Annotated in this window: 9 protein-coding genes; 6 read left to right on the top strand and 3 right to left on the bottom strand. The window is 48.3% G+C overall.

Features of this window, described 5'->3' with window-relative positions:
- Positions 1 to 69: 69 nt before the first annotated feature.
- Entirely contained in the window at positions 70 to 4098 is a 4029-nt protein-coding gene (locus tag QZ135_RS06310; RefSeq protein ID WP_294606896.1) for a hybrid sensor histidine kinase/response regulator transcription factor, read from the bottom strand.
- A gap of 208 nt (positions 4099 to 4306) precedes the next feature.
- Here QZ135_RS06310 and QZ135_RS06315 point away from each other — a divergent pair, with 208 nt between their 5' ends.
- Positions 4307 to 7426, top strand: coding sequence for a TonB-dependent receptor (locus tag QZ135_RS06315; RefSeq protein WP_294606898.1), 3120 nt, complete (start codon positions 4307 to 4309; stop codon positions 7424 to 7426).
- 20 nt (positions 7427 to 7446) lie between these two features.
- The gene (locus QZ135_RS06320) at positions 7447 to 9237 is read left to right on the top strand and encodes a RagB/SusD family nutrient uptake outer membrane protein (protein ID WP_294606900.1); all 1791 of its coding nucleotides are present in this window, start codon (positions 7447 to 7449) and stop codon (positions 9235 to 9237) included.
- A 69-nt stretch (positions 9238 to 9306) separates the two neighbouring features.
- Here QZ135_RS06320 and QZ135_RS06325 read toward each other — a convergent pair whose 3' ends face one another.
- On the bottom strand, positions 9307 to 10065 hold the full coding sequence (locus tag QZ135_RS06325) for a helix-turn-helix domain-containing protein (RefSeq protein ID WP_294606901.1): 759 nt from the start codon (positions 10063 to 10065) through the stop codon (positions 9307 to 9309).
- Positions 10066 to 10401: 336 nt separating this feature from the next.
- On the opposite strand from QZ135_RS06325, the gene QZ135_RS06330 reads away from it, so the two are divergent.
- Complete coding sequence (locus tag QZ135_RS06330) at positions 10402 to 11109, top strand: DUF6198 family protein (protein ID WP_294606902.1); 708 nt, start codon at positions 10402 to 10404, stop codon at positions 11107 to 11109.
- Positions 11072 to 11548 (top strand): pyridoxamine 5'-phosphate oxidase family protein, encoded by a 477-nt coding sequence (locus QZ135_RS06335; protein ID WP_294606904.1) that lies wholly within the window; start codon positions 11072 to 11074, stop codon positions 11546 to 11548. The genes QZ135_RS06330 and QZ135_RS06335 overlap by 38 nt, the downstream gene beginning before the upstream one ends.
- A 33-nt stretch (positions 11549 to 11581) precedes the next feature.
- Here the strand turns inward: QZ135_RS06335 and QZ135_RS06340 are convergent, their stop codons facing one another.
- On the bottom strand, positions 11582 to 12292 hold the full coding sequence (locus QZ135_RS06340; protein ID WP_294606906.1) for a helix-turn-helix domain-containing protein: 711 nt from the start codon (positions 12290 to 12292) through the stop codon (positions 11582 to 11584).
- Positions 12293 to 12721: 429 nt separating this feature from the next.
- Here QZ135_RS06340 and QZ135_RS06345 point away from each other — a divergent pair, with 429 nt between their 5' ends.
- Both QZ135_RS06345 and QZ135_RS06350 read left to right on the top strand, forming a co-directional pair.
- The gene (locus tag QZ135_RS06345) at positions 12722 to 13036 is read left to right on the top strand and encodes a hypothetical protein (RefSeq protein ID WP_294606908.1); all 315 of its coding nucleotides are present in this window, start codon (positions 12722 to 12724) and stop codon (positions 13034 to 13036) included.
- A gap of 44 nt (positions 13037 to 13080) precedes the next feature.
- The coding region (locus QZ135_RS06350) for a DUF4373 domain-containing protein (protein WP_294606910.1) at positions 13081 to 13348 on the top strand (268 nt) is incomplete at its 3' end.

Here is a 13348-nt window from a genome sequence, read left to right on the forward strand (position 1 = left end):
AACTTCTTCCCTTACCCCTTTGTCTCCTTGTCAACTTCTCCCCTCGTCAACTTGTCAACTTTCCCCCCCTCATTGTTTCTGCCTCACATATCCCGAAGGCGACATCCCATACTCATTCTTAAAGCACTGCCTGAAATAAGCCACACTGCTGAATCCTGTCATATACGCTATCTCCGAAATAGTATATTCACCGGACAACAGCATCTCCACACTCTTACGCATCTTCACCTTACGGATAAACTCATTGGCCGACATATCCGCCAATCCCTTAATCTTGCGATAAAGCGTGGAATGGCTCATGCACATCTTGTCCGCAATAAACGCCACATCCATCTTCTCCATTTCCAGATTCTCTTCGATAATCTGCGTAATCTTCTGCATAAATTCATTATCCAGCCTGTTTAGCGAGCTCACCACTCCCTCCTCTATAGGCTTCGTATCCGCCAGTGCCAACTGCGAAGCAATCTTCTTACGCACTTCCAACTGATTGTTGATACAGCTATGCAGCAACTTCGCACTGAACGGTTTCGTCAGATAAGTATCCGCACCCGATGAGTAACCTTCCTCCTTATCTTGCAAAGAATCCTTAGCCGTCAACAAGATAACAGGAATGTGGCTGGTACGCATATCCTCCTTCACCCGCTTGCAAAGTTCCACACCATCCATAATCGGCATCATGATGTCGGAGACAATCACATTCGGAATCCGCGCCTGCGCCAGTTCCCAACCCTCCTGACCGTCTTTGGCCGTAACGACCTCATAAATCTCGGAGAATGAGCTCCGGATGTACTCCCGGATATCGGAATTATCTTCCACAACCAGCACAATCGGACGACCGTCCATAAAAGCCTCCATGCTTGCGGCGTCCTCCGCAATAACCGGTCTTTTCTCTGCCTTATCTTCAACGTGGATGGCATTCGGATACGTGTTTTCCGTCAGCAGGCGCAGGGTAAAGGTAGTCCCCACTTCCAATGTGCTTTCCACTTTCAGGTTCGCTTCGTGCAATTCGCTCAGCCCTTTCACAAGTGCCAGTCCGATGCCCGAACCCGAAGCCTGGTATTTGCTCTTTGCCTGATAATAGCGGTCGAAGATATGAGGCAATGCCTCCGCTTCGATGCCATGCCCCGTATCACTCACGCTGATTTCCGTGTATTTTATCTGTTTGTCCTCCACCGAGCGCAATGCCAGTGTGATATCTCCCTCCGAAGTATATTTGGCAGCATTGCTCAGCAGATTATCCAGGATGATAGTGACCATATCGACATCATAAAACAACTCCGTATCCTTAGTTTCAATATTAATGTGGTAATTCACTTTCCTATTCGGATTCAGCTCCTTATAACGCAATCCTACCTCCTGCACCAGTTGCGCCAAGTCTCTCCTCGCCACAGTCAGCTTGCGGTTCTGCGTTTCCGTCTTCCGGAACTCCAGTATGCGGTTGATGAGATTCAGCAAACGGGTGGCGCTATCATGGATAATGCTAATCTTATTGGCATGTTTGGGAGACAAAGTAGCGTCACTCAATAAATCCTCCAACGGACCTAAAATAAGAGTCAGCGGTGTACGCAGCTCATGGGTGATGTTGGTGTAGAAACGTAGTCGCTCATTATTCAGTTCCTGTTCATTCTGGCTCTTCCTGCGCTCCACTTCCAGTGAACTTTCCAGGTCTATCTTACGCTTATAGAAACGCAACAGCGCATAAAGAGCGAGGATGAACAGCAATGCATAAACCAGTTTAGCATACCAGGTAAGCCAGAACGGTGGCTGAATACGGATGACCAGCGAAGCCTCCTTCTTGTCCCACTCCTGATTGCGGATGCGCGTTTTCACCTTGAAAACGTAAGTTCCGGGAGAGAGGTTGCGGAAAGTTACCTGATTCTCGCCCTGCGTGTTGTACCATGCTTTTTCCAATCCTTCAAGCATATAGGTGAATTCCACCTGAGGGCTCTGGGTGTAATCCAGCACATTGAATGATATCTTGAACGTATTCTGATTGTACGGCAGTTCTATCTCTCCGCCTGCAATGGACATGGGCAGTTCCTCGTCGTGGCTTTCCTTCATGCGGTGATAGGTGCAGAAGCGTGTGATAGTGATGGAAGAAATCTCACGGTTGGTGGGAATCTCCCGCGGATTGAAGTAACATGCACCATTTTGTGAGCCGAAGTACATCGTTCCGTCGGGAGCCATGCAGGTAGCCCCGTTCATGAAGTCGCCCATAGGCACGCCATCGTGATGGCTATAGTTATAGAAAATCTTCTTAGCCTCATCCAGCCGGGAGATTCCGCTATTCGTGCTCACCCATATCTGGTGAAACTGGTCTTCGGCAATGGCACGCACCTGGCTATTCTGCAGTCCGTTCTGTTCCTTAAACACTTCAAACTCTTCCGGTTGCGCCGTATCATGGAAAATCACCACCCCTTCACGCGTGGCAACCAGTATCCTGTTCCGGGAGTCCTGTATCATATGATTCACGGCATTTGAGCAGAAACCGTTCTCAACCACGAAATTACATATGAGTTTATTGTTCGGGTCGAACACCGAAATACCTTTTCCGAATGTTCCTATCCACAATTTGCCTTCCTTATCCCGCAGAATGCCATGTATCTTTGTATCCGGCAGTTGGCTTTGGATAAAGTTTGCCAGTTGCAGTTCACCCTCCTTATACATATAAAGCCCGCTCTCGGTTCCTATCCAGAGGCTCCCGTCTTTATCTTCATAGAAGCAGTGCACGTTCAGGGTTCCTTCATAGGGTGTCTTGCCAATACGGGCCATCCGCCTGTTCTTGGGATCAAGCAGCAAGATGCCATTCAGATAAGTTCCCATCCAGAGCTTTTCCCGGGAGTCCTTGTACACAACATTAATATGAGTGTTGGGCTGCAAAGGGTGCAATGCAAAAGTTTCTTTCAACTTATTTTTCCGGAAAACAGCAAACTCCCCCTCGCCGCCAACCAGCACCTCATCATTTTCTGCAAATAATCCCCACACCTGCCTGTTGCTTTGCTTACCACCCTTTTCAACCGTGTAGGGCAGCATGTTGAAGATGGGCTGTGCATAACTGATAAAATCCACCCCACCGCGGTAGTTCCCCAGCCAGATATTACCAAAAGTATCCTGAAAAGCGCATTTGGCGTTAGGGCCTGAGAGCCCGTGTCCATCGTTGGTAGCAGGTATATTCTGAAAATGAATATCACCGGGAGAAGTAAATGTGTTTTGCTTCATATCGAGGATGCTTACTCCTCCTATATTTGTACATATCCACAGCCGCCCGTCTTTCATCTGCTTTATATCCATCACATAATTGGATAATAGAGAATTATCATCTCCGGGAACATGCCTGAATGAGGTGAACTTTTCATTATCAGGATTAAACAGAGCAAGTCCGTTACTGGTTCCCAACCATACATTCCCCTGCTCATCCACACAAATAGCATCAACTATACTTCCCGGCAAACTGTTCGGATCACCGGGAACAGGCATATATCTTTTTATCGTGGAATCTCTCAGAGAGATAATGCTCATCCCCTTGTCATAATGACCCACGTATAAGCGTCCCTGTCCGTCGTCGCACGCGACGTTACTTTTAAGTCCGCCCAAGCCCTTTACATTGTGCTCGTAGAGATGGGTAAATTTCTGCGTTTCGATGTCATAATAATGGATACCGACGTGATAGGTAGTAATCCACAAGCCCTTTTTATCAAAAGAAGGAATGATATTGGTGACATCGTTGGTCGCAATGGTTCCGCTTCCGGCCCTGTATGAAGTAAACGTACCCGCATCACAGTCGAACACGCACAGCCCTTCACGCTGGGTAGCTATCCACACCTTATTATCACGCGGATCGGCACACACAGCGTTCAGTTCATTGGCACTCAATCCCGAAGTGTACTTTTTGTAAACCGTAAATTGCCTGCCATCGAACTTATTCAATCCTCCTTCAGTGGCAAACCACATGCACCCTTGTTTGTCTTGGGTGATTCCCACCACATAGTTGCTGGATAGTCCGTCTTCTACCCCCAGCCTTTTAATTGTATAGGGTTGTGCTTCCGCTTTCATTGCCAACAGAACAACCAACCCCAGAAATAGCAGAGTGTTTTTCATTTGAATCTGTTTTACTTGTTTCAAAGATGCACTAAAAATTCAACATAAACCAATCAAAAACTCGTCTTGAACGATTTTTCTATTCTACTTGCTTATTTTTCTATCCACTACTTTCTATTTAGCCTTTAATTTTGCAATGACAAATGTAGGAAACTAAATAATGTTATTATTTCAATCACCTTATTTAATCTAATAAAAAAGAAAAACGATGAAAGAAAATTCGTTCAAAAGAAATCGGAAGGCACTCACAGCCTTATTGATTTGCACAGGTTTCATCGCAGCCCAACCACTCGCCATGATGGCCGAAAACGCTGCTACGTCCGTGCAAGCTATTCAACAACAGAAACAATCCGTTTCAGGTATCATCAAAGATGCAACAGGGGAGGCCGTCATCGGAGCCAGTGTTCTGGAGAAAGGCACATCAAACGGTACAATCACCGACTTGGATGGTAAATTCAATCTGAATGTCGCTCCCAACGCAACATTAGTCATCTCTTATATCGGCTACCAGACACAGGAGATACCTGCCGTCTCAGGCAAAGTAATGGACATACAACTGAAAGAAGATGCGGAAATGCTGGATGAAGTGGTAGTAGTGGGCTATGGTACTACCAAACGCAAGAACTTCACCGGTTCGGTTTCCACCGTAAAAGCTTCGGAAACTCCATTGGCACTGATGCCGACATCGAATGCGATGGACATTCTGCGCGGTACGGCTACGGGTATCACGGTTTCGCAACAACAGGGAGCAGGTCAAGCACCTTCCTTGCAGGTGCGCGGACAGAAATCGGTGAATGGTGGTTCCGACCCGCTGATTGTAATGGATGGCGTCATCTACATGGGAAGTTTCCGCGACATCGACCCTACCACAATTGAAAGCATGAGTATCCTGAAAGATGCCACTTCACTGGCTGCATACGGTTCGCAGGCTGCCAACGGTGTGATTATGATTACGACTAAAAAAGGTAAACTGGGTAAGCCTGTCATCAACGTCAATACTTCATGGGCTTTCTCTACGGCAGCCGCAAAACCTGACTTGCTGAGTCCGGAAAACTACGTAAAGAAAGTAAACCTGCTGAGTGGTCTGGCAGAAGATGCCGACCCGACATGGATGCGCGAGTTTGAGTACGAAAACTACAAGAATGGAAATACCATCAACTGGTTTGACTACTGCACACGCACCGGAATCATGCAGAACTATTCAGCATCCGTTTCGGGAGCCACAGAAAAAGTGAACTATTACCTGTCCGGCACCTACACCGACCAAGAAGGCGTAGTGAAGGGCGACGATTATGACCGCACCGTACTGACGGCACGCCTGCAATCGGACATCACCAACTGGCTGCAAGTGGGCGGACAAGTGAACTACGCCTATAACGACTACTCAGGTGCCAGCGTGTACGACCTCTATCAGGCCATCCGTCTGAGTCCCTACGGTCGTGCCGAACGTGCCGATGGCGGCGGACTGGAGAAGTTCCCCTGTAATGAGGGTATTTACCGCATCAACCCAATGTGGAACGTAGAGAGCGGCACTATCGACGACCACGACACGTATACCACCGTTGCCATGAAAGGACACGTGTTGGTGAAATGCCCCTGGATTGAAGGGCTGACTTACCGCCTGAACGGTAGCTACTCCATAGAGAACATCGAACGCGATTACTTCACCCACGAAGGTTATTACGTAAAAGAAGGTTCAAGCGATGACCGCTACTCCGAGTCTACCGTATCCGATTATCTGGCTTCAGCCAACGGATACAGTGCACGTACTAAAAATACATCATGGGTATTAGATAATATTATCAACTGGCAACGCCAGTTCGGCAAGCACTATGTGGACCTGACTTACGTATACACACGTGACTCCTACGAATACAGCCAACGCCGTTTCGACGGTTCCGACTTTGCCGCACTGGGCAACACCAACCTAAGCTACGACGGTCTGAACCTGGCCACCACACAGAAAATCAACAAGCTGGAATACACCCGCCACACCAATGTGGGCTATCTGGGCCGTGCCAACTATAACTACAACGACACGTACCACCTGAGCGTATCGGTACGCCGTGATGGTTCCAGCGTATTCGGCGCCAACCATAAATGGGGTACATTCCCCGCAGTAGGCTTGGCATGGACTGCATCCAACGAAGAGTTCATGAAGAACATCAAAGCCATCAGCTACCTGAAACTGAAAGCATCCTGGGGTAAGAACGGTAACCAAAGCCTCTCTCCTTACGAAACTCTTTCAAAAATCACCCTTGGACAGTCGGGCGGTTACAGCTATCCCTTCGGCAACACTTCAATCGTGAGCTGGGGACAGCGCATCACCTCCATGGGTAACACCGACCTGGGATGGGAAGAAACCGAATCATTCAACTACGGCTTCGACCTGGGCGTACTCGACAACCGCATCCGCCTGGAATTCGACGGATACTTCTCCAAGACTACCAACCAGATATTCAACCGTAGCATTCCGGTTATGATCAATGGTCTGACCGGCATGAAAGCCACTATGGGACAGGTGAACAACTGGGGCGTGGAAATCAATCTGAATACTACCAATATCCAGACAAAGGATTTCAACTGGGGTTCCACACTGACTTTCTACATGAACCGCAACAAACTAAAGGAACTCTACGGAGACGGGCAGGACGACATCACGAACTCCCTCTTCCTGGGCAAGTCACTGGGCGCCATCTATGGCTACAAGAACATCGGCATCGTGCAGGAAGATGATACCGAATATATGGCAGCCAACGGTGCAGAACCGGGCGACGTGAAGTTTGCCAACCTGGACGGCAGCGAAGACGGCAAAATCACAGCCGACGACCGCACCATCCTGGGATACAAGAAAGAAAACTTCCGCATGAGCTTCGGCAACACGTTCCGCTACAAAGACTTCGAGCTCTACATGTTGTTCACCGGCATCTTCGGCGGCAACGGATATGGACAGGCCGTGAACTACTACGCTTTCCGCACTTCTTCCGACGTGCAGGGTGACAACAACTTCAACCACGGCTGGTGGACTCCTGAAAACAAGAGCAACAAATATCCGCGCATCAATTACACCGATGGACGCTACACTCCGTTGCAGGGATATGGTTTCGTGCGTCTGCAGGACCTCAGTCTGTCTTATACTTTCCGCCAGCCCTGGGTGCAGAAGGCAGGCATCGGGAACCTGAAGGTTTACATGGCTTGCAAGAACCTTTTCACCCTCTCCGGATGGGAAGGCGGCGACCCTGAAATTCAACAAACGCTGGGTAGTGGTTACACCTACGGATACCCATTGTCGCGTACCGTTTCGTTGGGTGTGAACTTAACTTTCTAACTCTATTAAAAACACTAAAGATGAAAACAAAAAAATACATATTCATAGCCGCCGCAGCTTCCATGCTCGGCATGACGACGTCTTGTGACGATGAAGGCTTCCTGACGGAAAAGCCGAAAACAATCTACACCACCGATAACTCGTACGAAACGATTGACCAGGTGAAGGCTTGTATCACGAACCTGTACATCCACATCCGCTACTGGTATCAGCAGGACTACTTCCTGAAAGGACTGGGTACCGATGTGCTGGATACCCCCTACTTCCGCAGCACGGGCAACGGTTATTGTAACTTTGCGAACTGGTCGAGCACCAACAGCAATTCCAATAAGATTTACGATGCCATGTTCCAGATGGTGAACTATGCCAACCAATCATTGGAGGGTTATAATAAGGAGGGACTTCCCTGGGAGAGCGAAGCACAGCGAAACGAGGCTTACGGTGAAATCATGTTCTTCCGCGGATACGGCTACCTGACGATGGGTGAGTTGTTTGGCGGTGTGCCCCTGGTAGACCAATTCTATCAGACACTGAAACTGGACTTCGTGCGTTCCAGCCGCGAAGAAACTTATAACTTTGCCATCACCGACCTCGAAGCAGCCGCAGCGGCTTTGCCCGATTATCCGTCGGAAGCCGGTCGGGTGTCCAAGGGAATCGCCTATCACTTTCTGGCCGAAGCCTACCTGGCACTTGCCACCATTAAGAATAATGATTCCGAATGCCTGAAGAAGTCCATCGAGTATGCCGACAAGGTAATGGCATTGCACTCACTGATGACGCAGCGTTTCGGTACGCGTAGCATCCCCGGTGGCGGAACCACAAAGAATGGTGTGGCTGCCTACTATGCAGACGGCAACGTGTTCTTCGACCTCTTCCAAGAAGGAAACTATGATTATGCCGAAGGAAATACGGAAGCATTATGGACGCTACAGAATGATTATGCAGTTTACCATGAATATGGTGGAAATAACTGGGTAGGTTATCCGCGTGAAATGTCTCCCGTGCTCCGCGATGTAGTGTGGAAAGCTGAATATGCCGAAAACGGTGCGGCAGCCGGACCGTGGGCTGGTAATATCGACGAAAGCGTATATCCGGGCGGAAACGTATCGGCCTATGTGGGCGGACGCGGTGTAGCCAACATGGCTCCCACCACTTATGTAATCAGTGACGTGTGGGCAGGCGATTACAAAGATGATATGCGCAATGCGCCCTGCAACATCCGCCGCGAGTTTGTGTGCATGGATACAAAGCACAGCATGTACGGCAAGCCGGTACCCTATGAAATGTTGGATTACAATACGCAGAAGATAACGGAGTTCTTCCCCGTCTGGACCAAACTTGCCCCGATTGACGACTGGGGCTATGACGACCTGGCCGATGGCGGCAACCGCTCTAACATGTATTGCGACCAGTATGCCCACCGCTCGGCAGAAACCCTGTTGCTACGTGCCGAAGCCAATCTGCGTGCAGGCGACAAAGCTGCCGCTGCCGCCGACATCAACAAGCTGAGAAACCGTGCACAATGCACGAAACTGGCTACAGCAGATGATATGACGTTGCAGTACATCCTCGATGAACGTGTACGCGAATTGTTCGGTGAAGAAAGAAGATGGGTGACTTTGCTCCGCATGGGAAATGATGGAATCGAGAGCCTCAACAATCATGCAATGTACATTGCAGACCAACCTTTCTGGGGCGGATACTTCAAGTCGGACAAGGCCCAGGTAACGAAGTGGAACCTCTTCCCTATACCACAGACTGTAATCGATACGAATACAGGTGCGGTGATAGAGCAGAATCCGGGCTGGTGATAACATAACTGAATCTAAAGAAAGGCTGTATCAGAATCTATTTTGATACAGCCTTTCTTTGTTATCTCGTCACTCGTAGCTTGTAGCTTGCCACTCATTCCCCCTGTAAGCCGTGGGCGACATCCCTGTGTGATGTTTGAAGTACTTGCCCAGATACGACTGGTCCGGAAAGTTAAACCGGTTGGCTATCTCCTGTATGGAAAGCGCCGTGGAGTGAAGCGTCACTTTGAGTTCAAGTATCACATAATCGTCTATCCACTCCTTCGCCGTGCAACCCACCGTTTGCTGAATCGTCTTACTCAGATGCCGGGTGGTAACGCAGAGCTTATCCGCATAATAATCCACCGAGCGTTCTTCCCTGAACGACTCTATGACAAGCGCAATAAACCTGTCCTTCAAGCGCCAGCGCAGATGGTTCGACTTTGTCTGTTGGTAAAGTCTCTCCGACTGGTTGCAGATTTCATAGAACAGCATCCGGCAACAATAGATGACCAGTTCACGCTGATACACATTTCCGCCGTCCGCCGACTTCTGCTGCAGGAGTTGCAGGTAATGGCTGCGTATCCCGTCCCATGCTTCACCCTGGAACGAGCTATAGTTATGTTCGCGCAGGAAAGATACCTTATCTGATGGCAACGAGTAGAAAATCTCATGCCTGAATTGGGCGGAGAAGGCGAAAGCCGTCAGTTCCAGATCGTCCGTGGCATCTTCATAGAACACAATCTGCCTCACCGTTTTCCATTCGGCAGGGATAAGAAAGCAGGTCCGCTCTCCGGCGGGTGTGCAATAGGTATTCTTCAGGCATAAAGTTCCGTTTTTGAAGTACAAATATAGTCTTTGAGAACCTACAACACAAGAAAATCCCACTTTTTGAACAATCCGCTTCGAATATTGAACCGTGGGGAGGCGGGGAAAAGCAGTAACTTTGCGGCAACAATAGAATGGGGGTATTCAGTAAATGATAATTTAGCGCTCCGCGCTAAATTAAGTTACGAGCTACGAGCTACCAGTAACGAGTTGCTGCGCTGTACTCGTGGCTGAATAATTATTCGCCCGGCTATCACACTGAAAGGCACTTGTCACTCGTAGCTTGTAGCTCGTCACTTATCGCGCTTCGCGCGATAAATTATCATTTACCCAATGAACCTAATTAAAGAAAACAATATGTCAAAAAGAGAACTAACAGCCCGTTATTTATTTTTCATCATGGGCTTATTTGTAAATGCATTCGGTATTAGTTTAATTATTAAAGCAAATCTGGGGTCATCGCCCATATCGAGCCTGCCCTATACATTGAGTTTAAAATTCCCCGTCACACTGGGACAATTCACACTCCTGCTGAATGCCCTGCTGATAGCCGGACAAATATGGCTCCTGAAAAAGGACTTCAAGAAAGAACAATTCCTGCAAATACCTGTGGCAATACTTTTCAGTTTCTTCATAGATTGCTCCATGGCATTGCTGGGAGACTTTGCTCCTGCGGGATACACTTCGCAGATACTGTCACTGGTGGCCGGCTGCGCAATACTCGGCCTGGGAGTGAGCATAGAAGTGATTGCCAACGTGGTGATGCTCTCCGGCGAAGCCTTTGTGAAAGCCATCACCCAGCGCACGGGGAAAGAGTTCGGAATCACCAAGATAGGTTTTGATACAACACTGGCGCTTCTGGCCTGTGCCGCATCCCTGCTATTAGCAGGCACCATAGAAGGTGTGCGCGAGGGCACGATAATCGCCGCACTGATTGTAGGCCTTTTCGCACGCTTCTTCAACCGCCGTCTGGGCTTTATCAATAAAATGATTACCTTTGCACCGGATAAAACACCCATTCAGCCTTATGAAGACAATCGCAATCACCGAATCAACGGAAATTGAAGCAATCATCCGCAAATGCCCTTACTGCATGGTGGGCATCACCGACCCGGAAGGCAACCCCTACGTGGTTCCCATGAACTTTGCCTACCGGGATGGAGTAATCTATCTGCACTCCGGCCCCGAAGGCGGCAAAGTGGAAATGGCCGAACGCCATCCACGCGTCTGCATCACCTTCTGTGAAGGGCACGAACTGGTGTATATGCACCGGCAGGTGGCATGCAGCTACAGCATGAAGTCGCGCAGCGTGATGTGCCGGGGTAACGTCCGCTTCATCGAAGACATGGATGAGAAACGGGGCATACTCGACATCATCATGCAACAATACGTCGATTACGAATTCAAATACAGCGAACCTGCCGTGCGCAACGTAAAAGTGTGGGAAGTCCGGGTAGAGGAAATGACGTGCCGGTCCTTCGGGCTGCGGCCGAGTGAAGTATAATGAAACGCGCTTCACCCGCCTGCCATCCCTCCTTTACATCATCATATTCTTCCTGATTGAAAACTTCACAATCGCCATCGCCTGGATGCACTCGAAAGGGACATCCATCGGCTCGTGGTGCGAGTTGTAGCTCACCAGCCTGATGCAACCTTCCACATCCGAACGGTTCACATACTTCACCCCCAGATACTCGTCGCCATTCTTATTGAACGAAACCATGTACATTTCACCGTAAATCACACTGCTAAAACTACTTATCTCCTTGAAGCCTATGATATCACCCGATTTCAGAATAGGATACATGCCGTCGCCACTGATATAAACCGCGCCATCGCATACCGGAATACTCGGAATCTGTATCCTCCCCACTACGTACTGATGTTTGTTGGCAAACAACGTTTGCAGATTTGAAGCAGCAGTAATATCGTATAGCGATACAATGCGTTCGTCCATGACCTCTGCCGTTTTCGCACCGTGTATCACCTCAACCTCTCCCGGCAGAACTCCACTGTAGCAACATTTCATCTCTCCGGCAGGCATTTCCCTACCCAGCAGCAGCCAATTATAATCCACGCCTTCCAATTTTTCAAGCAACAGCGGGAAGTCAATCCTGTTGCGCGCGCACCAATTACTCAATGTTGAGCGTGAGACACCCAAGTAAGTAGCCAATTCAGCATCAGTCCTGAGATTCAGCACCATCTTTGCTCTTTTCACTATATCCGAAACGTTCAGTAGTGTATCCATTTTCTTCTTATTTTATGGTTGTAAATATTTTGAAAGCCATTAACGACTCATTTATACGCCTTTACGCATTATTTAAAAATTAATTTCTAAAACCACTTGCTTTCTTTACGAAAACTTATTTATTTTACAGCAACAAAAGTAATCAGTAGGTTTTAGAATTACAAATAAAAGAGAAACAAATTATGAAAAACCAGCAAATTATTTTCCAGAACAAGCCGCCGCCGACAAGAAAGTCCACCGACAAACAAAAAACACACGTCCGACCCCTGTATATTCCGAAAGCTTTGGGAACGTGATCGTAAAGCTTCGGGAACACGCTCGTAAAGCTTTGGGAATACATCCGCAAAGCCTATGGAAAGAACACTTTATAAAACAGACCATTAAGCAAAAAGTACATCTTTTATATTCATCTTTTAAAAGTCATCAGTCATGGAACAGACAATAATGAAAACCACCCACTTCTGCGGATGCTGCAAACAAGAGCTTCCCTTGGCAAATTTTTACTTCAACAGCAAAAAACAATGTCCGGACAACTACTGCAAAGCATGTCGCAAGCAAAGCAGCCGTAAGCAACGGAAAGAATTGGAGTGTTCACGGTTAGTAAACAAGCCACACTGCTATCTGGTACTCACCAAAGTAGCGGAGCGCGAACTGCGCATAAAACTCATCCGCCATGCCCAGCAGGTGGTGAACGAAAGCATAGCCCGCAAACGCAGAAAACTCAAAGAAGCCCTCAGCGATTGACAGGCAAATTAATAATTAAAAATTAATAGTTAAAAATTAAACCCATGCCCAGAATAAAGAAACGGGGACTCGACTACTTCCCCATCGACATCGACTTCATACACAACCGGATTGTGCGACGCCTCATGAAGCGTGAAGGCGATTCGGCCCTGGCCGTACTGATAGAAGCCTTCTCCTACATTTACGCCGGAGAAGGTTACTATGTGCGCACCGGAGAGCTTTTCTACGAAGACCTTTCCGCCAATATGTACGAGAAAAGCAGCAATGATGTGAAACGCATCATCAGCCTAGCCGCAGAGTATGGCTTTTTCT

Source organism: uncultured Bacteroides sp. (assembly GCF_905207245.1).
In the GTDB taxonomy this organism is placed as follows: Bacteria; Bacteroidota; Bacteroidia; order Bacteroidales; family Bacteroidaceae; genus Bacteroides.